This window comes from Pseudothauera rhizosphaerae (assembly GCF_004801305.1).
GTDB lineage: Bacteria > Pseudomonadota > Gammaproteobacteria > Burkholderiales > Rhodocyclaceae > Pseudothauera > Pseudothauera rhizosphaerae.
In genome coordinates, this window is the sequence record NZ_SSOD01000004.1 from 37,195 (window position 1) to 57,361 (window position 20,167).

Consider the following 20,167-nt stretch of genomic DNA (forward strand, 5'->3'; position numbering starts at 1 on the left):
CCCGCCGGGGCGTACCGTTCCGCGCCCCGCCACACGTAGACGAACATGTCGAAAATCCAGGCCACCTTCCAGCGCCTTCAGGCCGCCGGCCGCAAGGCGCTGATCCCCTTCATCACCGCGGGCGATCCCGACCCGGCCGCCACCGTGCCGCTGATGCACGCGCTGGTCGAGGGCGGGGCGGACGTCATCGAACTGGGCGTGCCCTTCTCCGACCCCATGGCCGACGGCCCGACCATACAGCGCGCTTCCGAGCGGGCGCTGGCCAAGGGCATGAGCCTGCGCAAGGTGCTCGCCCTGGTCGCCGAGTTCCGCCGCACCGACACGAATACCCCGGTGGTGCTGATGGGCTACGCCAACCCCATCGAGGCCATGGGCGGGCAGGCGTTCACGGCGGCCGCGCGCGAGGCGGGCGTGGATGGCGTGCTGGTGGTGGACTACCCGCCCCAGGAATGCGTCGAGTTTGCTGCCACGCTCAAGGGCGCCGGCCTCGATCCCATCTTCCTGCTGGCGCCGACCTCGTCCGCGCAGCGCTTCGCCGAAGTGGCGCGGGCGGGCAGCGGTTACATCTACTACGTTTCGCTGAAGGGCGTGACCGGTTCGGCCAACATCGACCTGGACGAGGTCGCCCGGCGCATCCCGCAGATCCGCGCCGCGGTGGGCATGCCGGTGGGCGTGGGCTTCGGCATCCGCGATGCGGAATCCGCGCGGCGCATCGGCGAACTGGCCGACGGCGTGGTGATCGGCAGCCGCATCATCGAGGAAATCGAGAACAGTGCCCCGGGCGAGGTCGTCGCCCGGGTGCGGGACTTCATCAAGGGCATCCGCACGGCCCTGGATCAGATCGGAGAAACGGCCCGATGAGCTGGCTGCAGAAACTGCTTCCCCCCAAGATCAAGCGCGCCGAAGTCAGCGCGCGCAACAAGTCCATTCCCGAGGGCCTGTGGAGCAAGTGCACGGCGTGCGAGGCGGTGCTCTACCGCTCCGACCTGGAAAGCAACCTCAGCGTCTGCCCCAAGTGCGGCCATCACCAGCGCATCCGCGCGCGGGCGCGCCTGGACATGCTGCTCGACGCCGAAGGCCGCTTCGAGATCGGCGCCGAGGTGGTGCCGGTGGACCCGCTCAAGTTCAAGGACTCGCGCCGCTATCCCGAGCGTCTCTCCGCCGCGGCCAAGGATACCGACGAGGCCGATGCGATGGTGGTCATGCAGGGCGCCATCCTGAACGTGCCGGTCGTGGTGGCCTGCTTCGAGTTCGAGTTCCTCGGCGGCTCCATGGGTTCAGTAGTCGGCGAACGCTTCGTGCGCGGTGCCCGGGCGGCGCTGGAACAGCGCGTCCCCTTCATCTGCATCACCGCCACCGGCGGCGCACGCATGCAGGAAGGCCTGTTCTCGCTGATGCAGATGTCCAAGACCACCGCGGCCATCACCCAGCTCGCCCAGCGCAAGCTGCCCTTCATCACCCTCCTCACCGACCCGACCATGGGCGGCGTGTCGGCGAGCTTCGCCTTCATGGGTGACGTGGTGATCGCCGAACCGGGCGCGCTGATCGGCTTCGCCGGCCCGCGCGTGATCGAGCAGACCGTGCGCGAGAAACTGCCGGAAGGCTTCCAGCGCTCCGAGTTCCTGCTCGAGAAGGGCGCCATCGACCTCATCGTCGATCGCCGCCAACTGCGCGCCAAGCTCGCCGAACTGCTGACCCTGCTGACCCGTCAGCCGGCGCTCCAGGCCTGACCCGCGCCATGGCCGGCAGCACACCGCCGTCCACGGTGGACGGCTGGCTGGCCCTGATCGAGGGACGCCACGGGCAGCACATCGAACTCGGCCTGGAGCGCGTGCGCGCGGTGCGCGATGCGCTCGGTGCGGCCAGCGAAGCGGTGGTGATCACGGTCGGCGGCACCAACGGCAAGGGTTCCACCTGCGCCATGCTGGAGGCCATCCTCGCCGCGGAGGGCTACCGCGTGGGCTGCTACACCTCGCCGCACCTGCTGCGCTACCACGAGCGCGTGCGCATCGGCGGCCGCGAGATCGACGACGCGGCACTCGCGGAAGCCTTCGCGGCGGTCGAACGCGCGCGTGGCGACACCCCGCTGACCTATTTCGAGCACGGTACGCTGGCTGCCTGGTGGGCCTTCTGCCGCGCGCCGCTGGACGTGATCGTCCTGGAAGTCGGCCTGGGCGGGCGGCTCGACGCCGTCAACATCTTCGACGCCGATTGCGCCATCGTCACCAGCGTGGCCATGGACCACATGGACTATCTGGGCGATACGCGCGAGCAGATCGGCTTCGAGAAGGCCGGCATCTTCCGCGCCGGGCGCCCTGCCGTGTGCGGCGATCCGCAGCCGCCCGCCAGCCTGCTGGAGCACGCTCGGGCCATCGGCGCCCAACTGTGGGTGAGCGGGCGCGATTTCGGCTTCGGCGGCGACCGTCAGCAGTGGGGCTACTGGCGCTACGCCGGGCCGCCCGCGCAAGGATCGCTCACGCGCCGCGGCGGGCTGGCCTATCCGGCGCTGCGCGGCGCCAACCAGTTGCTCAATGCGTCGGCCGTGCTGACTGCGCTGGATCTGCTGCGCGCGCGCCTGCCGGTGTCCATGCAGGCGGTGCGCCAGGGGTTGATGCTGGTCGAACTGCCAGGCCGCTTCCAGGTGCTGCCGGGCCGTCCGGCGGTGGTGCTGGACGTGGCGCACAATCCGCAGGCGGCCGGCGTGCTGGCGGAGAACCTCTCCGGCATGGGTTTCTACCCGGAGACCTGGGCGGTGCTGGGCATGCTCGCCGACAAGGACGTGGAGGGCGTGCTCGCGCTGATGCGCGAACGGGTCGAGCACTGGCTGCTCGCCACGCTGCCGGGGCCGCGCGGCCTGCCGGCCGAGGAACTCGCGCTGCGCCTGCGCGCAGCCGGCATCGAGGGCGACGTCCGCTGTTTCGCGGCGCCGCGCGAAGCCTTTGCCGCGGCACGGAAAAGCGCTGCCGAGGGTGATAGAATCGTCGCCTTTGGTTCGTTCCTGACCGTGGCCGACGTGCTTGCCGCCATCCACGCCGAACGCCATTGAGATCATCGCGCGATGGACACTGACAACCTCGAGCTCAAGAAGCGCTCGCGGCGGCGCCTGGTGGGCGCGGCGGCGCTCGCGCTGCTGGCCGCCATCCTGCTGCCGATGGTGATGGACCAGGAGCCGCGCTCGCCCAGTCAGGACATCCAGATCACCATTCCCGACCGCGATGCCGAACTGTCGCGGCCGATCGCCGGGCGTGCCCCGGTCAACGTCGAGCCGGACGTCGCCCCGCCGCCGCAGGAACAGCCGCCGGCCGCCGCTGCGGCGCCGACCGCCCCCGAACTTGCCGCTCCGCCGGCCGCCACCCCCAGCCCGGCGCCTGCTCCTGCATCCAAACCCCCGGCAACGGCAGCCGCGCCGCAGCGCGCGCCGGCGCAGGCCGCTACCCCGGCCAAGCCGCCCCAGGACGAAGCCGCGCGCGTGCGTGCCATCCTGGAAGGCAAGGTGCCGCCGCCGAGCACGGCCGGCGACGGTTTCGTGGTCCAGGTCGCCGCTTTCGGCGAGGTGGCCAAGGCCGAGGCGCTGGCACGGGAACTCAAGGGCAAGGGATTTGCCGCCTATACCGAGAAGGCCGGCAACGTGACCCGCGTGCGCGTGGGCCCGTTCCCGGCGCGGGCCGAGGCCGACCGCGCCGCCGAACGGCTGCGGGCGCAGGGCCAGACCCCGGTGGTGACGGCGCGTTGAGCGGCAACCGATGACGGTTTTCGATTACGTTTTTCTCGCCATCCTCGCCCTGTCGACGGTCATCGGCCTGTGGCGCGGGCTGGTGAGCGAGGTGATGGCACTGGTGGCCTGGGTGCTGGCTCTGTTCCTGGCCTGGCGCTATGCGCACGTGGTGGCGCCGTGGTTCTCCGGCTGGATCAATGAGCCCGCCTGGCGACACGTGGCGGGCTTCGCGGCGGTGTTCGTGGCCGTGCTGCTGGTCGCCGCGCTGTTGCGCTTCCTGTTGCGGGAACTGTTGCGGGCCATCGGCCTGGGGACGGCCGACCGCCTGTTCGGTGCCGTCTTCGGCCTGTTGCGGGGGCTGGCCATCGCGCTGCTTATTGTTTTGCTCGGGGGAATGGTGGGAATTTCCCGCGAGTCCTGGTGGTCGAACGCGCTGTTCGCACCGCCGCTGGAAACGGCGGTGATCGCCGCCAAACCGTGGCTGCCGGATGTGGTGGCCAGTAAAGTTCGTTTCAGATAGGCAGGTCTTCCATGTGCGGAATCCTTGGGGTGGTCGCCACCTCTCCGGTGAATCAGTTGCTCTACGACGGTCTGCAGGTGCTCCAGCACCGGGGCCAGGACGCGGCGGGCATCGCCACCTCGGAAGGGGGGCGCTTCCACATGCACAAGGGGTCGGGCCTGGTGCGCGACGTGTTCCGCACGCGCAACATGCGCAACCTGGAGGGCAACTGGGGCATCGGCCACGTGCGCTATCCCACCGCCGGCTCGGCCTACAATGCCGCCGAGGCCCAGCCCTTCTACGTCAATTCGCCCTTCGGCCTGCTGCTCGCCCACAACGGCAACCTGACCAATTCCGAGGCGCTCAAGCGCGAGATGTTCCTCGCCGATCTGCGCCACATCAATACCAACTCCGACTCGGAAGTGCTGCTCAACGTGCTCGCCCACGAGCTGCAGGCCGCGGCCAACGGGCTGAAGCTGGACGAGGAAGCGGTGTTCCGCGCCGTGGCCGGCGTGCACCGGCGCTGCCGCGGTGCCTACGCGGCGGTGGTCATGATCGCCGGCTACGGCCTGCTCGCCTTCCGCGACCCCTACGGCATCCGCCCGCTGGTGGTGGGGCGCAACGACACCGCGCAGGGCACCGAGTGGATGGTGGCTTCCGAATCGGTGGCCCTGGACGTGCTGGGCTTCAAGCTGCTGCGCGACGTGGCGCCGGGCGAGGCCATCCTGGTGGATACCGCCGGCAACTTCAGGAGCCGCCAGTGCGCCGAGCGCACCGTGGAAGCGCCGTGCATGTTCGAGTTCGTCTATCTGGCGCGGCCGGACTCCATCATCGACGGCGTGTCGGTGTACGAGTCCCGCGTCAAGATGGGCGAATTCCTCGCCGACAAGCTCAAGCGCACGCTGCCGCACGCAACCATAGACGTGGTGATCCCGATCCCGGACTCCAGCCGCCCGTCGGCCATGGAAATGGCCCACAAGCTGGGGCTGCCGTACCGGGAAGGCTTCGTCAAGAACCGCTACATCGGCCGCACCTTCATCATGCCGGGGCAGGCCACGCGCAGGAAGTCGGTGCGCCAGAAGCTCAACACCATCCCGCAGGAATTCCGCGGCAAGAACGTGTTGCTGGTGGATGATTCCATCGTGCGCGGTACGACCAGCAAGGAAATCGTCAACATGGCGCGCGAGGCCGGCGCGGCCAAGGTCTATCTCGCCTCGGCGGCACCTCCGGTGCGCTACGCCAACGTGTACGGCATCGACATGCCGACCCGCGGCGAGCTGATCGCCTCCGACCGGGACGAGGCGCAGATCTGCGCCGAGATCGGCGCGGACGGGCTGATCTACCAGGATCTGTCGGACCTGAAAGCGGCCGTGCGGGCGGTCAATCCGGCGATCAGCCTGTTCGAGACCTCCTGTTTCGACGGCCACTACATCACCGGCGACATCACCGCCGAGTACCTCAGTGGCGTGGAAAACCAGCGCGGCGAGGGGCAGCCCGCCGGCACCAGCCAGACGGACGACCCCGAGGACGGCCAGCTCGACCTCAACCTCGTGACCCACAACGACCACTGAGCGGCGGGCCCATGGACGCATTCGACTTCGACACCCTGGCGGTGCGCGCCGGCATCGAGCGCAGCCAGTTCAACGAACACAGCGAGGCGCTCTACCTGACCTCCAGCTTCGTGTTCGAGAACGCCGCGCAGGCCGCGGCCCGCTTCTCCGGCGAGGAGGAGGGCAACGTCTATGCGCGCTTCTCCAATCCCACCGTCACCGCCCTGCAGCGGCGCCTGGCGGCGCTGGAAGGGGCGCAGGGCTGCATCGCCACCGCCTCCGGCATGTCCGCCATCCTGTCGCTGGCCATGGCCACGATGCAGAGCGGCGACCACATCGTCGCCTCCCGCGGGCTGTTCGGCGCCACTCAGCAACTGTTCAGCAACATCCTGAGCAAGTTCGGCATCGAAACCACTTTCGTGCCGGCCACCGACCTGGCGGCCTACCGCGCGGCCGTGCGCCCGCGCACCCGGCTGTTCTTCATCGAGACGCCGTCCAACCCGCTCACCGAGGTCGTCGACATCACCGCCGTGGCCGAGATCGCCCATGGTGCCGGCGCGCTGCTGGCGGTGGACAACTGCTTCTGCACCCCGGCGCTGCAGCGTCCGCTGGAACTGGGTGCCGACGTGGTGGTGCATTCGGCCACCAAGTACCTGGACGGCCAGGGCCGCGTGCTGGGCGGCGCCGTGGCCGGGCGCGCGGACGTGGTCGAGGAAGTGTTCAAGTTCCTGCGCACCGCCGGGCCGTGCATCTCGCCCTTCAACGCCTGGGTCATCCTCAAGGGCCTGGAAACCCTGCGCATCCGCATGGAAGCGCAGTCCGCCGCGGCGCTGGAACTGGCGCGCTGGCTGGAAGCGCAGCCCGGCGTGCGCCGCGTGTTCTATCCGGGCCTGCCCTCGCATCCCCAGCACGAACTGGCGCTGCGCCAGCAGAAGAGCGGCGGCGCCATCGTCAGCTTCGAGGTGGACGGCGGGCGCGAGCGCGCCTGGCGGGTGGTGGACTCCACCCGGGTGATCTCCATCACCGCCAACCTGGGCGATACCAAGACCACCATCACCCACCCGGCCTCCACCACCCACGGGCGGATCAGCGCCGAGGCACGCGCGGCAGCCGGCATCTCCGAAGGACTGCTGCGCGTCGCGGTGGGGCTGGAGTCGGTCGAGGATCTGAAGGCCGACCTGGCGCGCGGCCTGGCCGGCTAACGCCGGCCGGCGTTTCCCACATCCCGCGCGGCCGGCCGCGCGGGATTACTGGCGGGCGAATTCGAGGGTGAAGTCGCTCACCAGGGTCTTCACCCACTTGTTGTACGACGGATGGATCAGCGGGCGCTCCGGGTCGTCGGGGTTGGGCGCGTAGCCGAGAACGGCGCTGTCGCGGTAGACGATGTCGTACTGCCTGCCGTCGATGCGGATGGTCACGTCCAGCGTGTGCTTGCGGATCGGCAGGTGGGCGTTCAGCGTGCCATCGGCGTTGCGCGTGATCTTCCAGCCGCGCGCGGCGCCGGCGCGCGTCATGGCCTGTTCGGCTTCTACTGCCGAGAGCGGTTTGCCGCTGGTGGTTTCGATCGGATTGCCGAGGAAGAGCTCCATCGGCTGGGACGGGCGGGCGGCATGGGCGGCCGTGCCTATCGTGAGCGTGGCGGCCAGGGCCATGAGAATTCGCAACCAGTTTTTCATGCTGTCGATCTCCTGATGCGTGGGGGGAAAGGGGTCACTTGCCGATGCGGGCGAGATCGCCGCGCAGCGCGACGCCGGCCATGAGAGCGCCGACGTGGCATTCGAAGTCCGTCGTGCTCTTGTACTCGTTCTTGCGGAAGTAGCTGACGATGTTGGTCACGGCGTTGGCGCCGGCATTGCGCGCCGCATCCTGCAACTGGATGAGCGCGGACTGGGCGGTCCAGATGCACGCCTGTTCGTGGTCCTTGGCGAAGGCGTTGCTCTTCTTGTTGGTGAGCGCGCTGGCCTTCAGGACTTTGCCCTTGGGGCCGGTGCCGGCCAGGTAGAACTTGACGCTGCCGTCGAGCTTGCCGGACGCGGTGGCGGCGTCGATGGCCTTCTGCAGCGGAACGTGGATGACGTCGTCGGCGGCAAGGGCGGTGCCGCTAGCGGCCAGGGCCAGGGCGGCGGAGGCGCCCAGGTGGGCGAGTCGAACGCGGATCGTAGGCACGGGTGATTCTCCTTGTTGTCGGTGGAACGATGCAGAGGCGAAAAACGGAGCCGGCCTAGGGCCAGCGCCGGAAGATCAGCGAGGTGTTGAGGCCGCCGAAGGCGAAGTTGTTGTTCATGACGTACTCGTGCTCGGCCCGGCGTGCCCGGCCGGTGATGTAGTCGAGTTCGCCGCAGCGCGGGTCGATCTCGGTCAGGTTCAACGTGGGGGCGAAGCGGCCGTTCCTGAGCATCTCGATGCTGAACCAGGATTCCAGTGCACCGCAGGCGCCCAGGGTGTGGCCCAGGTAGCTCTTCTGCGAGCTGATCATCACGCGCGGGCCGAACACAGCATGGGTGGCCTGGGTTTCGGCGATGTCGCCGTGCTCGGTGGCGGTGCCGTGGCCGTTGATGTAGCCGATCGCGTCGGGGGGCAGGCCGGCGTCGGCCAGTGCCTGTTCCATGGCGATGCGCATCGTGGCGGCTTCCGGGCGGGTGACGTGGGTGCCGTCCGAATTGCTGCCGAAGCCGACGATCTCGGCGTGGATGCGCACGCCGCGCGCCTGGGCGTGGGACAGCGACTCCAGCACCAGCATGCCTGCGCCTTCACCGATGACCAGGCCGTCGCGGGCGCTGTCGTAGGGCCGCGGCGAGAGTTCGGGTGTGTCGTTCTTCTGGCTGGTGGCGTACAGGGCGTCGAATACGATGGCCTCGCTGGCGCACAGTTCCTCGGCGCCGCCGGCCAGCATCAGGGCCTGGCGGCCGTAGCGGATGGACTCGAAAGCATAGCCGATGCCCTGGCTGCCCGAGGTGCAGGCGCTGGAGGTGGGAATGACGCGGCCCTTGAGGCCGAAGAAGATGCCGATGTTGGCCGCCGTGGTGTGCGGCATCATGCGCACGTAGGAGTTGGCGTTGAGGTTGTCGGTGACGCCGTTGAGCAGCATGTTGCCGAAGGCGCGGATCTCCGCCGTGCTGCCGGTGGACGAGCCGCAGGCCACGCCCATGCGGCCGTCGGCGATGGCCGGGTCGTTCAGCAGGCCGGCGTCGGCCAGGGCACGCTCGGCCGCGTAGACGGCGAGCTGCGACACCCGCCCCATGCTGCGCAACTGCTTGCGGGTCCAGTGGTCGGGCACCTCGAAGGCGGGCAGCGGTGCGCCCAGGCGGGTGTTGAGGTCGGCATAGCGGTCCCATTCGGGCATCACGCGCACGGCGCTGCGGCCGGCGTCGAAGGCCGCCTCGATCCGGGCCCATTCATCGCCCAGCGCGCTGATGCCGGCCATGCCGGTGACGACGACGCGTTCCATCAGCACAGCCCTCCGTTGACGGCCAGCACCTGGCGGGTGATGTAGGCCGCGCCCGGCGACATCAGGAACACCACCGCGGCGGCGACCTCCTCGGGCGTGCCCATGCGCTGGGCAGGCACGGCCTTGAGGATTTCTTCCACGGGTACGTTCTCGTCGATCATGTCCGTGTCGATGAGGCCGGGGGCCACGCAATTGACGGTGATCCGGCGCTTGGCCAGTTCCACCGCCAGCGCCTTGGCGGCGCCGATCAGGCCGGCCTTGGAGGCGCTGTAATTGACCTGGCCGCGGTTGCCGGTGAGGCCCGATACCGAGGCCATGCAGACGATGCGTCCGTCCGTGCGGCGGCGGATCATGGGCATCACCACCGGGTGCAGCACGTTGTAGAAGCCGTCGAGGTTGGTGCGCAGCACCTGGTCCCAGTCGTCGTCCGACAGGGCCGGGAAGGCGCCGTCGCGCGTCAGGCCGGCGTTGAGCACCACGCCGTAGTAGGCGCCGTGGGCGTCGATGTCGGCGAGCAGCGCGGCGCGCGCGGCATTGCGGTCGCCGACGTCGAACTGCAGCACGCGGGCGTCGCGGCCCAGTTCGCGCACGGCCTGGGCCACGGCCTCGGCCTCTTCGGCCTTGCTGCGGCAGTGGATGACGAGATCGTGGCCCGCCTGCGCGAGGGCGAGAGCGATGGCGCGGCCGATGCCGCGGCTGGAACCGGTGACGAGGATGGACGAACTGTTCATGTGGATCGAGGTGGTTGGGACTCTTGGACGAAGGAATTCACATCGCGGGGGCTGAAGACGTTGAGCCTGGCCTGGGCGAGCGTGGCGCCCGCGCCGAGGAGGCGGCATTCGAACATGCCCATGCCGGTCGCATCGTGCAGGGAGCGGCTCACGTCCACCAGCAGTTCGGTGCCGGCCGCGAAGGCCGGCACGTGGCATTCGTAGTTGCGCGTGCCGAGCAGGAAGCCCAGTTCCACCGGCCGGCCGGCGGCGCGGGCATGGCAGCCGGCCCAGGCCGCCACTGCCTGGGCCATGATCTCCAGGCCCATCCAGTTGGGCAGGCTGCCGTCGGGCTCGCTGAACAGGCCGTCCGCCCGCACCGTGGCGCGGGCCTGCAGCGTGTCGGTATCGAAGGCGAGCACATGGTCGAGAAGCACCATGTCGCCCGCGTGGGGGATGAGGTCGGTGACGGGCCAGGGGATCATGCGTGCGTTCCCAGGATGAGGCTGGCGTTGTTGCCGCCGAAGGCGAAGGAATTGCTCATGGCAATGCGCGGCCGGCCGGCGGCGAAGGACTGCGCGCCGGTGCAGAAATCCAGCGCGGGCAGGGCGGGGTCGGGCACGCCGTCCCAGACGTGGGTAGGCAGGCGGCCGTCCGTATTGGCGGGTGACAGGGCCATCCAGCACAGCGCCGCTTCCAGGGCGCCGGCCGCGCCCAGGGCGTGGCCGGTGAGGCCCTTGGTGGAGGCGCAGGGCACGCCGGCGGGGAAGACGGCGTGCATGGCGTGGCTTTCCATGGCGTCGTTGAGTTCGGTGGCGGTGCCGTGCAGATTGACCCAGCCGATATCGGCAGCGTCCACTCCGGCGTCGGCCAGTGCCCCGAGCATGGCCTGCCGCGCACCCGCACCGCTGGGGTCGGGGGCCGACATGTGCCAGGCGTCGGAACTGCCCGCGCCGCCCAGCAGGGCGATGCCGGCGGGGTCGGCAGGCGTGCGCTCCATGAGGAACAGCACGCCGGCTTCGCCGATGTTGATGCCACGCCGGTTGGCGGAGAAGGGCAGGCAGTGCGCGTCGGAGATCGCTTCGAGGGCGGCGAAGCCGTTGATGGTGAGACGGCACAGGGTGTCGGCACCGCCGCACACCACGGCGTCGCACAGGCCCAGATCGAGCAGGCGGCGCGCCGACAGCAGGGCGCGGGCGCTGGACGTGCACGCCGTCGACAGCGTATAGGCGGGGCCGGTGGTGCCCAGCCAGGCGGCGAGGAACTCGGCCGGCGCGTTGAGGTACTGGCGGCGGTAGTCGTAGTCCGCCGGCCAGTAGCCGTCCCGGGCCAGCGCGCCGAAGGCGGGGGCGTTGTCGTTGACGCCAGAAGTGCTGGTGCCCAGCACGATGGCCACACGGGCCGCGCCGTAGCGCTGCACCGCGGCGCGCAGGGGCGCCTCGATCTGCAGCGCGGCGGCGAGCAGAAGGCGGTTGTTGCGGCTGTGCAGGTGGGCGGGCAGTTCGGCGGGCAGGGCCGGCAGCGGCGTGCTCACGGCGCCCAGCGTGGGCATGCGGTCCATGATCCAGCCCGACAGGGGCGCGAGTCCGCCCGTATCGCCGGCCATCAGGCGCTCGCGCACCTGGGCCGTGCCGGCGCCCAGCGCGCAGATCACGCCGGGTTCAGCGAGCCAGCAGGGTCGGTTTGCAGCCATCACTGTGTCTCCAGGGGGGCGACGGTCCAGTGCGTGCCGTCGCCCAGCTCAAGCCGCAGGTGCATGCCGTCCGACCTGGCGGTGACCACCGGGCGGCCGTGGGCAGCCAGGGTGCGCACGCCGTCGCCGACGACGACGTTGGCCGCGCCGTAACGCGCCGCCAGCTCCGCCGCAGGCGTCCAGGCGAACACCAGAGCGGAAAACAGCGTGCGCGCCGTGTCGTTGGGCGGCAGGAAGCCGTCGTTGCGCCAGTTCCCCGCGTGCAGTATCTGGCGCGCCTGCGGCGCTCCCAGCGGGTCGAACAGCGACCAGCGGGTGCCCTGCGCCTCGGCCTGTACCACCAGCACGCCATCCGCCGCCGGCCGTCCGGGCACGTGGTGGGTCACGTGCAGCATGCGTGGCAGGCTGAAGGCGGGGGTCTGGTCCGGTACCGGCACGGCGGTGGCGCAGCCGGCGAGCGCGCCGGCCAGGGCTAGCGTGGCCAGGCTGCGCTGCAGGGCGGGGGAGAGGGCTGGCATCACGGGGATCTCAAGCGGTGGCGGCGGCGCGTGCGGTGGAGCCGGCGCAGATCGAAGCCAGCGCCTGCAGGCGGCGTCCCGGCTCGGCCACATAAGGATTGTCGCGGTCCCAGGCATAGCCGGCCAGTACGGAGCTGATCATGCGGCGGATTTCGGGCTGGGCCTGTTCGTAGAACACCACGTCCTGGAAGCTGCCGTCGTACCAGCCGTTCACGTAGGCGCGGAAGGTCTCCACGCCTACCATCAGCGGGTCGGCGAAATCGGCCTGCCAGTCCACCGCTTCGCCGCGGAGCTGGCGGTGCAGCGCGTCGGCGGCGAGCTTGGAGGAGCGCAGGGCGATGGTCACGCCCGAGGAGAACACCGGGTCGAGGAACTCCGAGGCGTTGCCGAGCAATGCGTAGCCGGGGCCGTACAGGGAGGTGACGCTGGCCGAATAACCGGTGATGGTGTTGGCCGGAGTGTCCCATTGGGCGTTCCCGAGCAGGCGGCGCAGGTTGGGGGCACCGTCGCACATATGGCGCAGCGTGTCCATGAGCGCTTCGCCGGGGGCGCCGAATTCCTCGACGCGGCCCACCACGCCGATGGAACTGCGGCCGTTGGAGAAGGGGATCAGCCAGTACCAGATGCTGCGAATCTCGGGATGTACGCTGATGAGGATCTTTTCCCGGTCGAAGGCGGGATCGTCGATGCGGTCCTCGATGTGGGTGAACACCGCCTTGCGCGGCGGCAGCGCCGACGGTTGCTCCAGATCGCACAGGCGGGCCAGCACGCGGCCGTAGCCGCTGGCATCGAGGACGAAGCGGCAGCCGACGCGGCAGGTCGTGCCGTCGGCCGCGCGGATGTCGAGCACCGGTGTCTCACCGCCGAAATCGGCAGCGACGACTTCCTGTTCGTAGCGTATCTCCACGCCTTGGCGTTCGGCCTCATCGGCCAGCAGTTTGTCGAAGCGGGCCCGCTGCACCTGGAAGGTGGCGCCCGGGCCCGGCGAGAACTTGTCGCGGAAATCGAAGTGCGTGCTCGTGTCGCCGCAGGCGAAGGCGGCACCGTTCTTGATCTGGAATCCGGCGGCGCGCACGGCGTCCATCATGCCGGCCTCCTCGATGAACTCCAGGCAATGGGCCAGCAGGCTCTCGCCGATGCAGAAGCGCGGAAAGCGTTCGCGTTCGAGCACCAGCACGTCGTGGCCCTGGCGCTTGAGCAGGGCGGCGGCCACCGCGCCGGAGGGGCCGGCGCCGATCACTACGACTTCACGGGTTTCCATGGATGTAAGGCCTTTCTATGCAGGTTGTTCTTGTGACCAGGGAGGAATCCGGTGCCGTTCGCGCAGGCATCCAGGCCGCGAACAGCACCGAGAATAGGACGCCCACGGCGACGGCGAGGCCGAAGCTGGCGATGGCCGGGGTGGCGCTGGCGGCCAGCAGGCCGAAGGACAGCAGCGTGGTGACCGCGCCCAGGCCGATGCCGATGAGGCAGGCGGGCGCGCCGCCCACGCCTTCGTACATGAAGATGGCGTAATCCACGCCCAGGGCAGAGACCAGCAGCAGCCCGAACAAGGCGAACAGGGTGACCGGCTGGCCGGCATAGCCCAATACGGCCAGCGTGCACAGCGTGGCGGCGAGCGGCACGGCGAGAATGCGCCACACTGCGGCACGGCCCAGCATCTGCCACAGCAACAGCGTGGCCACGGCGTAGGAGGCGAGCTTGAGCTCGGCGGCTTCGAGCCGGGTGGCACCGAACAGGACGTTGAGCTCGCCGCTGCGGTCCACCAGTTCGACGCCGGGCAGGCCGTCCGCGAGCGCGGCCAGGCCGTCGGCGGAGGCCAGCCCCTGCAGCGTGACCAGGCCGACCGCCTGGCCGTCGATCTGCCCCAGCCACAGGGAACGCCAGCGTTCGGCCAGCGGCGAATCCAGCACCTGGGGCAGCGGGAGCACGGGCAGCGCCGCCAGCGCCCGCAGTTCGGCCTGCAGCGCGGCCGGCGGCACACCGACCGCGGCGAGGGGTTGCCAGACTGCAGGGGTGTCGGCCAGCGCGGCCAGGTGTGTACGCAGCCGGGTCTGCGTCTCGGCTGGTGCAGCGGCCTGGCTCAGGGCGTCGTAGCCGCGCAGCCGGCCCTGGGCCACCAGCGGGTCCAGGCGCGCGGCGAGTTCCGCCTGGCGGCGCAGCAGGGCGTCGGCGTCGGGGGCGCGTACGAGGAAGAACTGGCTGGTGGGCATGATGCCGGTGATGGTGCCGATGGCCTGCGCGTCGTCCACGAGCGCGGGCGGCACGCCCAGCCACTGGCGCATGTCGTCGTGCAGGTTCAGGCGCGCGATGCCGGCGGCACACAGCGCCGCGGCCACCAGCGCGAGAGCGAGGCGCTGCGGCCAGGCCAGGCGGCGTGTCCGCTCGACGGTAGCGAGCAGGCGGGCCGCCCCCTGCGCCAAGCCCGGCCAGGGCTGCGGCCGCCAGCGGCCGAACAGGGCGGGCAGCAGCAACAGGGTGCAGGCGTAGGCGGCAGCGAGGCCGGCGGCCGAGAAGACGGCGGTCTGCGTGAGGGCCGGGAAGGGTGTGAAGAGCAGCGCGAGATAGCCCACCAGCGTCGTGGCGAGGCTGATCGTCAGCCCCGGGCGCACCTGGCGCATGGCGCTCCAGGCCTGCCAGTCGGGCAGTCCGTAGGCTTTGCCCAGCCAGTGCATGGGGAAGTCGATGGCGATGCCGAGCAGGCTCGCACCGGTGACCAGGGTGAAGACGTGGATGTGGCCGAAGACCGCCACGCACGCGGCGGTGCCGGCGGCAAGGCCGGCACCCACCGGCAGGAAGGCCACCAGCGTGCGCGGGCGCCGCAGCGCGAGCAGCAGCACCAGTACGGTGCCGGCGAGGGACAGCGCGCCGATGCGCGTGCTTTCGAGTCTGGCCTGGGTGCTGCCGGCCGCGGCATAGAGGGCGCCGGCGGCGGCGAGCAGACGGCCGCCGTCCCCTGTCACCGCGGCGCGCGCCGCATCCACGGCGGCGGCCACGCGCGCACTGGCCTGATGGTCGAAGCCGTCGCCCCGCGCCTGGGCGACGATGAGCACCCAGTGGCGGCCGTCGCCGTCGGCCTGCAGGGTGTTGCTGGCGAGGTCCACCCGCAGCGCGCCGGTGGGCTGCAGGGCGTGTTCGATGCGCCCGCCCAGGCCGAGGAAGTCGTCCTGCAGCGGCAGGATGCCGGCGCTGGCGAACGGATCGACCAGTTCGGCCGCGCGCTGCGCCGCGTAGACGGCCGGGTCGCCGGCCAGGCGCGCACGCTCGGGCGCGGGCAGCATGGCCAGGCGTGCCGCCAGCAACTGGGCGCGCAGGGCGGGGACGTCGACGCCGATCTCCAGTTGCACGCCGGTGAATTCGCCGCTCCCTTCGAGTTGCCCGGCTGCGGTGCGGGCGAGCGCCACCGCGCGCTGGCGTTCCTCATGGCCCACCAGCACCACCAGCCGCTGGGCCAGCGGTGCGTCCACGCGTTGCTGTGCCCGGCGGCGCAGGTCGTCCTGGGCGGTCTGCGGCGCCAATTCGAGCAGATCGGACGACACCGGCCAGCCGTCGCGGCATTGCCACGCCAGCAGCGCCAGCAGTGCGGCCAGCGCGATCCAGGCGCAGTACTGCAGGCGCCGTTCAGTCGGTGTAGGCGCGCTGTTCATCGTCGCTGAGGGTGTCGTCGGCGCGGGCGCCTTCCATGCGCAGCACGGTGCGGTCGCCCTGGGTTTCGCGCAGTTCGATCCGCTGCACCAGGGCGCCGCCGCGGATTTCGATGTCGGTGAAGATCTGGCGCAGGATGGCCGAACTGGGGGTCATCACCATGCGCCAGTCGGCGGCGCTGCCTTCGAGGCGGAGGTCGAAGCTCTCCCCCAGCCCTTGCGTGTCGCCGGCCAGCAGGGCGAGGAAGAGGCCGTTGTCGCGGCTGCCGGCGTCTGCCGCCTGCCAGCTTCCGTCGGGCAGGCGGCGCGCGACCCCCTGCGGGGTGATGCGCAGGGTGTGGGCGAGGGGGGACTGCAATTGCCACAGCAGGCCGCGCCCGGCCACCAGCACGAACTCGCCGCGGGACACCAGCGGCTGGGGCAGGGCGCGCAGGTGCTTCTCCTGCACGAAGCTGCCGCGCACCACAGGCGCCGCGCCCAGTTGGGTGCGCAACTGGGCCAGGTCGAAGGCCCAGCCGGCGGCCGGCAGCAGGGCCGTCGCCAGCAGCGCGGCGCGCAGCAGGGGGCGCCTCATCGCAGCGCCCCGAGTTCCGCGAGCCGGCGCTCGATGGCTATGCGCATGGCGGGGGGCGAGACGAGCTGCATCTCGCGGGTGGCGATGTCCACCGCCACCTGCACCGTGCTGGCGCGGGTCAGGCGCGTGCCGCTGGCGGCGTCGGTGATCAGGTAGTGGATCTTCAGGCGGCTTTCCCATTCCACCAGTTCGGCGCGCACCGTGAGATGCTGGCCGAACACGGCCGGCTGCACGTAGCGCAACTGCATGTCGATCACGGGCCAAGCGTAGCCGGAGGCCAGCATGGCCGGATAGTCGTGTCCCAGTTCGGCCAGCAGCGCGCAGCGTGCCTGTTCCAGGTACTTGACGTAGTGGCCGTGCCAGACCACCTGCATCATGTCCACGTCGAAGAAGGGCACTTCGACGGCGATCTGCACGCTATGGACGCCGCGGCTGCGCATCGTCTCTCCAGAAAGGGTAGAAGTTGAACCATTGCAGCGGCGCGCCGGCGCAGGCCTGCGCCAGCCGGTCCGCATAGGCCTGGGCCCAGCGCGCGACCTCGCGCTCGCGGGTGCTGCGGGTCCAGCGCACGCCATCGGTCAGGCGCGCCAGTTCGATGCGGTAGCGTCCGTCCTGGCGGGTGCAGGTCAGCAGGTTGACCGGGCAGCCCAGCAACCCCGCCAGCAGCCACGGGCCCTGGGGCAGCGGCGCGCGGGCGCCGAGGAAATCCACGTCCACCGTGCGCTCGCCCGTCAGCGGCACGCGGTCGCCGGCGATGGCGATCCATTCGCCGCGGGCCTGCGCCTGCGCCAGTTCCAGCATGCGCGCTGCGTCCAGTTCGCTGACTTCGATGAGGCGCAGGTGCTCGGCGCCGGCCTCGCCGAGCAGGCGGTTGAAGGCCTGGGCGTGCTTGTTGTGTACGAGGACGTTGAGCGTGAGCTTCTGTTCGCGCTCGGCCAGCGCCCGGCAGATTTCGATGTTGCCCAGGTGCGCGCCGACCAGAAGCTGGCCTGCGCCGCCGGCCATCTGGCGGTGCACGTCGTCGGGGTCGACGAGGTCCACGTCCGTCAGCCGGATGCGGCCCTGCCAGGCGTCGAGCTTGTCGAGCAGGGCGGCGGCGAAGGCCAGGTACTGGCGGTAGACCGGCGCGCGGCGCGGCAGGGCGGCCTGCGGATAGGCCGCTGCCAGCCGCGCCTGGTAGCGCGCGATGCTGAGGCGCGCGCGCCGGCCGGTGAGGTAGAAGTACAGCACCACCAGCCACACCACCGGCGCCACGGCGCGCCGGCCGAGGTGGCGCGCGGCCCAGGCGGTAAGGCGCATCAGCAGCGGGCTGCCACGCTCGCGCTGGTCGGCCCAGTGGGTCGAATCGGAGGCGGAAACCATGCCGGGCTTCATGTTGGTCTCCCTCCAAGGCGTCTCACCAGCAGCCGGGGCGAGCGCAGCAGCATGCCGAAGAACAGACGCGCGTGCATGCGGCTGATGAGCAGGTTGTCCGCCAGGCCGCGGAAATGGGAGATGCCGCCTTCCGGGTAGCGCACCTGCGTGGGCAGCCAGCGCATGGGCACGCCGGCCCAGTGCAGGCGCACCAGCACGGCGATGTCGAAGTCCATGCGCGCGCCGCAGCCGGGCAGCACCGGCAGCACGCGGGCGAGGGGGTAGACGCGGAAGCCGCACATGGCGTCGGGGATGTCCCGCGACAGGGTGTTGATCCACACCCATACGCGGGTCAGCCAGCGCCCGTACAGGCGCGCGCGCGGCACGTCGGCACCGTACACCGGCAGGCCGCCGATCAGCGCATCGGGATGGGCGCGGGAGGTCTGCAGCAGGCGCAGGGCGTCGGCCAGATCGTGCTGGCCGTCGGCGTCCACCTGCAACGCGTGGGTGTAGCCGGCCTGGGCGGCTGCGCGCAGGCCGTCCCGCACCGCGGCGCCCTTGCCGCCGTTGACGGCGCGGCGCACCAGGGTCACGCCGGGACCGGCGAGGGTGTCGAGCACGGCGGCGCAATCGGCGCGGGAGCCGTCGTCCACCAGCACGCAGGGCAGTTCCAGGGCGGCGAGCGCCGCCACCACCGCGCCCACCGTGGCGCCGTGGTTGTACACCGGGATGACCGCGCAGGGCCTATGGGGCGGCGTGTTCATGGGCATGCACGATGCGGCCGGAGGAGCAGGGCTCGTCGGCCAGGCGATAGACGAAGCTGAGCTTGGCGCGCGCGGCGTCCCAGCGCAGGGTCAGGGTGGCGCGGTCGCCGGGGCGCATCAGGCGCTGGAACTTGAGGTTCTCGATGCCCCCGACGCGCAGTTCGGGGCGGATGTGGGCGCGCGCCACCTGCAGCGCCCAGCCGATCTGGGCCACGCCCGGCACCACGGGGGTGGCGGGGAAATGGCCGGAGAAGAACGCCAGGTCGGGCGGCACTTCGAATGCGGTCTGCCAACTGCCGTCTTCGAGCGCCACCGGCGCTTCGAACTGCGGCTGGCGCGGCCGCGGGCCGGCGAGCGCGGCGAACTGCTGCTGGTTGAGCTTGCCTTGCGCGTTCCACGGAATCTGGCGCAGCAGCCGCCACACGCGCGGAATGGCGAGGGGTTCGACGCGGCCGGCCAGATGCCTGCGCAGCGCGCCGATGAGCGCACGCCGGCCGCCGTTGCGCAGGGCGTGCAGGCCGCCGGCGGACAGGCCGAGCAGGGCGGCGAGGCGCGGCGTGCCAGCGCTCAGGCCCACGCGCGCCTCGGCCACGTAGGGATGCGCTTCCAGCGCGGCTTCCACGGTGGGCAGGCCGATGCGTTTTTCCTCCAGCTTGACCACGCGGTCCAGTCGCCCCAGCAGATGCAGGCCCTGCGGGCCCAGTTCGGCGGCATCGGCGGTCTGTTCGCGCGCGCCGGCGGTCCATGGCGAGGCCACCCACAGGGCGCCGGCCGCGTCCGTGCCGGCTTCGACGCCGTCGAACAACTGCCAGGCGCCGGCGCCCTGGCGCGTCGCCACGATGCCGGTCTCGGTGCTGCCGTAGATCTCGGTGGGACGGCAGCCGCAGGCCGAGGCGATGTGGTCGGAGATGGCGGCGGGCAGGGGGCTGCCCGCCGTGTAGAGGGCGCGCAGCCGGCCGCACAGGCCGGCCCAGTCGATGCGCTCGCCGACGCGGCGCAGCAGCGCCGGGCTGGCGATCCACACGAAGCGCTCGTGGGCCAGGCTGGTGCGTTCCAGTTCTTCGGGGTAGTGGCGCTGGCGGCGGTCGATGGCGTGGCCGGCGCACAGGGGCCACAGCACGCGGAACGGCAGGCCGAACATATGGTGCGCGCCCACGCTGCCCAGTACGCACAGGGCTTCGTCGGCGGGCCAGCGTGTTGCGAGCGTGCGCACTTCGCTGGCGAGCTGTTGCCAGCTCTTGCGGATCTGCTTGGGCCGGCCGCTCGAACCTGAGGTATAGAGCACGAGCCCCGCGGCCGCCTCGTCCAGCATGCCGGCGGCCAGCGGCGGCGCATCCATCAATGCCTGCGGCGCGTGGGTGCGGCCGGCGGGCAGGGGCAGGTCGGTGTCGGTCAGCCACAGGTCCACGTCGGCATCGACGAGGGCGCAGGTGGGCGGGAGCACGTCGTTGGGAATCACCGCGACCACGCCGGCGCGCCAGCACGCCAGCAGTGCCGCGGCCAGTTCGGCGGCGTCGTCGAACCACAGCGCGGCACGCCGGGCGCCACGCGCCGCCAGGCCGCCGGCCAGGCCCAGGCTGCGGGCAACGAAGGCGGCATGGTCGAGCGCCGGGTCGCAGGCGACCGGGCGTTCGGCCGAAGGGGTGCGCAGCAGTTCGGTGGGGTCGATCCAGAGGGCGGGATGGGGCATCGGGGATAT

Annotated in this window: 21 protein-coding genes; 7 read left to right on the forward strand and 14 right to left on the reverse strand. The window is 71.0% G+C overall.

What is annotated here, in order from left to right; translation table 11 throughout:
* The first annotated feature begins 45 nt into the window (after positions 1–45).
* The 7 genes from trpA to E6O51_RS05835 are packed head-to-tail and all read left to right on the forward strand — an operon-like array spanning position 46 to position 6,966.
* On the forward strand, positions 46–861 hold the full coding sequence (gene trpA, locus E6O51_RS05805; RefSeq protein WP_136384039.1) for a tryptophan synthase subunit alpha: 816 nt from the start codon (positions 46–48) through the stop codon (positions 859–861).
* Positions 858–1,730, forward strand: a complete 873-nt coding sequence (gene accD / locus E6O51_RS05810; protein WP_136384040.1) for an acetyl-CoA carboxylase, carboxyltransferase subunit beta — start codon at positions 858–860, stop codon at positions 1,728–1,730. Before trpA ends, accD begins: the two co-directional genes overlap by 4 nt.
* An 8-nt stretch (positions 1,731–1,738) precedes the next feature.
* Positions 1,739–3,046 (forward strand): bifunctional tetrahydrofolate synthase/dihydrofolate synthase, encoded by a 1,308-nt coding sequence (gene folC / locus E6O51_RS05815; RefSeq protein WP_136384041.1) that lies wholly within the window; start codon positions 1,739–1,741, stop codon positions 3,044–3,046.
* Positions 3,047–3,058: 12 nt separating this feature from the next.
* Positions 3,059–3,733 carry an SPOR domain-containing protein gene (locus E6O51_RS05820; protein ID WP_136384042.1) on the forward strand — a complete coding sequence of 225 codons (675 nt, stop codon included), beginning with the start codon at positions 3,059–3,061 and terminating at the stop codon, positions 3,731–3,733.
* A 10-nt stretch (positions 3,734–3,743) separates the two neighbouring features.
* Positions 3,744–4,235 (forward strand): CvpA family protein, encoded by a 492-nt coding sequence (locus E6O51_RS05825; protein ID WP_136384043.1) that lies wholly within the window; start codon positions 3,744–3,746, stop codon positions 4,233–4,235.
* Between the two features lie 11 nt (positions 4,236–4,246).
* Entirely contained in the window at positions 4,247–5,785 is a 1,539-nt protein-coding gene (gene purF, locus E6O51_RS05830) for an amidophosphoribosyltransferase (protein ID WP_136384044.1), read from the forward strand.
* Between the two features lie 11 nt (positions 5,786–5,796).
* Entirely contained in the window at positions 5,797–6,966 is a 1,170-nt protein-coding gene (locus tag E6O51_RS05835) for an O-succinylhomoserine sulfhydrylase (protein WP_136384045.1), read from the forward strand.
* Between the two features lie 45 nt (positions 6,967–7,011).
* On the opposite strand, the gene E6O51_RS05840 is transcribed toward E6O51_RS05835, so the two are convergent.
* Genes E6O51_RS05840 through E6O51_RS05905 form a run of 14 tightly spaced genes read right to left on the reverse strand, consistent with a single transcriptional unit; the run spans position 7,012 to position 20,158 of the window.
* Positions 7,012–7,440 (reverse strand): hypothetical protein, encoded by a 429-nt coding sequence (locus E6O51_RS05840; protein ID WP_136384046.1) that lies wholly within the window; start codon positions 7,438–7,440, stop codon positions 7,012–7,014.
* A gap of 34 nt (positions 7,441–7,474) precedes the next feature.
* Complete coding sequence (locus tag E6O51_RS05845; protein WP_211091333.1) at positions 7,475–7,930, reverse strand: excinuclease ATPase subunit; 456 nt, start codon at positions 7,928–7,930, stop codon at positions 7,475–7,477.
* Between the two features lie 55 nt (positions 7,931–7,985).
* Entirely contained in the window at positions 7,986–9,212 is a 1,227-nt protein-coding gene (locus E6O51_RS05850; protein ID WP_136384047.1) for a beta-ketoacyl-ACP synthase, read from the reverse strand.
* Positions 9,212–9,943 (reverse strand): 3-oxoacyl-ACP reductase FabG, encoded by a 732-nt coding sequence (fabG, locus tag E6O51_RS05855; RefSeq protein ID WP_136384048.1) that lies wholly within the window; start codon positions 9,941–9,943, stop codon positions 9,212–9,214. Before fabG ends, E6O51_RS05850 begins: the two co-directional genes overlap by 1 nt.
* A complete protein-coding gene (locus tag E6O51_RS05860) occupies positions 9,940–10,407 on the reverse strand; it encodes an ApeP family dehydratase (RefSeq protein ID WP_136384049.1) in 468 nt (155 codons plus the stop codon). The genes fabG and E6O51_RS05860 overlap by 4 nt, the downstream gene beginning before the upstream one ends.
* The gene (locus E6O51_RS05865) at positions 10,404–11,615 is read right to left on the reverse strand and encodes a beta-ketoacyl-[acyl-carrier-protein] synthase family protein (protein WP_136384050.1); all 1,212 of its coding nucleotides are present in this window, start codon (positions 11,613–11,615) and stop codon (positions 10,404–10,406) included. Before E6O51_RS05865 ends, E6O51_RS05860 begins: the two co-directional genes overlap by 4 nt.
* Entirely contained in the window at positions 11,615–12,133 is a 519-nt protein-coding gene (locus tag E6O51_RS05870) for a hypothetical protein (RefSeq protein ID WP_136384051.1), read from the reverse strand. Before E6O51_RS05870 ends, E6O51_RS05865 begins: the two co-directional genes overlap by 1 nt.
* 10 nt (positions 12,134–12,143) lie before the next feature.
* On the reverse strand, positions 12,144–13,394 hold the full coding sequence (locus E6O51_RS05875; protein WP_136384052.1) for an NAD(P)/FAD-dependent oxidoreductase: 1,251 nt from the start codon (positions 13,392–13,394) through the stop codon (positions 12,144–12,146).
* A complete protein-coding gene (locus tag E6O51_RS05880; protein ID WP_211091334.1) occupies positions 13,381–15,780 on the reverse strand; it encodes an MMPL family transporter in 2,400 nt (799 codons plus the stop codon). Before E6O51_RS05880 ends, E6O51_RS05875 begins: the two co-directional genes overlap by 14 nt.
* Positions 15,755–16,351, reverse strand: a complete 597-nt coding sequence (locus E6O51_RS05885; protein WP_136384053.1) for an outer membrane lipoprotein carrier protein LolA — start codon at positions 16,349–16,351, stop codon at positions 15,755–15,757. Before E6O51_RS05885 ends, E6O51_RS05880 begins: the two co-directional genes overlap by 26 nt.
* On the reverse strand, positions 16,348–16,791 hold the full coding sequence (locus E6O51_RS05890) for an acyl-CoA thioesterase (RefSeq protein WP_136384054.1): 444 nt from the start codon (positions 16,789–16,791) through the stop codon (positions 16,348–16,350). Before E6O51_RS05890 ends, E6O51_RS05885 begins: the two co-directional genes overlap by 4 nt.
* Positions 16,769–17,725 carry an LpxL/LpxP family acyltransferase gene (locus E6O51_RS05895; protein WP_211091335.1) on the reverse strand — a complete coding sequence of 319 codons (957 nt, stop codon included), beginning with the start codon at positions 17,723–17,725 and terminating at the stop codon, positions 16,769–16,771. The genes E6O51_RS05890 and E6O51_RS05895 overlap by 23 nt, the downstream gene beginning before the upstream one ends.
* Complete coding sequence (locus E6O51_RS05900) at positions 17,722–18,468, reverse strand: glycosyltransferase family 2 protein (protein WP_136384055.1); 747 nt, start codon at positions 18,466–18,468, stop codon at positions 17,722–17,724. Before E6O51_RS05900 ends, E6O51_RS05895 begins: the two co-directional genes overlap by 4 nt.
* Positions 18,449–20,158 carry an AMP-binding protein gene (locus E6O51_RS05905; RefSeq protein ID WP_136384056.1) on the reverse strand — a complete coding sequence of 570 codons (1,710 nt, stop codon included), beginning with the start codon at positions 20,156–20,158 and terminating at the stop codon, positions 18,449–18,451. The genes E6O51_RS05900 and E6O51_RS05905 overlap by 20 nt, the downstream gene beginning before the upstream one ends.
* Positions 20,159–20,167: the final 9 nt, after the last annotated feature.

Bases quoted from the DNA above. Each gene is read 5' to 3' on its own strand.
- trpA (WP_136384039.1), top strand. From the start codon at position 46: ATGTCGAAAATCCAGGCCACCTTCCAGCGCCTTCAGGCCGCCGGCCGC.
- accD (WP_136384040.1), top strand. From the start codon at position 858: ATGAGCTGGCTGCAGAAACTGCTTCCCCCCAAGATCAAGCGCGCCGAA.
- folC (WP_136384041.1), top strand. From the start codon at position 1,739: ATGGCCGGCAGCACACCGCCGTCCACGGTGGACGGCTGGCTGGCCCTG.
- E6O51_RS05820 (WP_136384042.1), top strand. From the start codon at position 3,059: ATGGACACTGACAACCTCGAGCTCAAGAAGCGCTCGCGGCGGCGCCTG.
- E6O51_RS05825 (WP_136384043.1), top strand. From the start codon at position 3,744: ATGACGGTTTTCGATTACGTTTTTCTCGCCATCCTCGCCCTGTCGACG.
- purF (WP_136384044.1), top strand. From the start codon at position 4,247: ATGTGCGGAATCCTTGGGGTGGTCGCCACCTCTCCGGTGAATCAGTTG.
- E6O51_RS05835 (WP_136384045.1), top strand. From the start codon at position 5,797: ATGGACGCATTCGACTTCGACACCCTGGCGGTGCGCGCCGGCATCGAG.
- E6O51_RS05840 (WP_136384046.1), bottom strand. From the start codon at position 7,440: ATGAAAAACTGGTTGCGAATTCTCATGGCCCTGGCCGCCACGCTCACG.
- E6O51_RS05850 (WP_136384047.1), bottom strand. From the start codon at position 9,212: ATGGAACGCGTCGTCGTCACCGGCATGGCCGGCATCAGCGCGCTGGGC.
- fabG (WP_136384048.1), bottom strand. From the start codon at position 9,943: ATGAACAGTTCGTCCATCCTCGTCACCGGTTCCAGCCGCGGCATCGGC.
- E6O51_RS05860 (WP_136384049.1), bottom strand. From the start codon at position 10,407: ATGATCCCCTGGCCCGTCACCGACCTCATCCCCCACGCGGGCGACATG.
- E6O51_RS05865 (WP_136384050.1), bottom strand. From the start codon at position 11,615: ATGGCTGCAAACCGACCCTGCTGGCTCGCTGAACCCGGCGTGATCTGC.
- E6O51_RS05870 (WP_136384051.1), bottom strand. From the start codon at position 12,133: ATGCCAGCCCTCTCCCCCGCCCTGCAGCGCAGCCTGGCCACGCTAGCC.
- E6O51_RS05875 (WP_136384052.1), bottom strand. From the start codon at position 13,394: ATGGAAACCCGTGAAGTCGTAGTGATCGGCGCCGGCCCCTCCGGCGCG.
- E6O51_RS05880 (WP_211091334.1), bottom strand. From the start codon at position 15,780: ATGAACAGCGCGCCTACACCGACTGAACGGCGCCTGCAGTACTGCGCC.
- E6O51_RS05885 (WP_136384053.1), bottom strand. From the start codon at position 16,351: ATGAGGCGCCCCCTGCTGCGCGCCGCGCTGCTGGCGACGGCCCTGCTG.
- E6O51_RS05890 (WP_136384054.1), bottom strand. From the start codon at position 16,791: ATGCGCAGCCGCGGCGTCCATAGCGTGCAGATCGCCGTCGAAGTGCCC.
- E6O51_RS05895 (WP_211091335.1), bottom strand. From the start codon at position 17,725: ATGAAGCCCGGCATGGTTTCCGCCTCCGATTCGACCCACTGGGCCGAC.
- E6O51_RS05900 (WP_136384055.1), bottom strand. From the start codon at position 18,468: ATGAACACGCCGCCCCATAGGCCCTGCGCGGTCATCCCGGTGTACAAC.
- E6O51_RS05905 (WP_136384056.1), bottom strand. From the start codon at position 20,158: ATGCCCCATCCCGCCCTCTGGATCGACCCCACCGAACTGCTGCGCACC.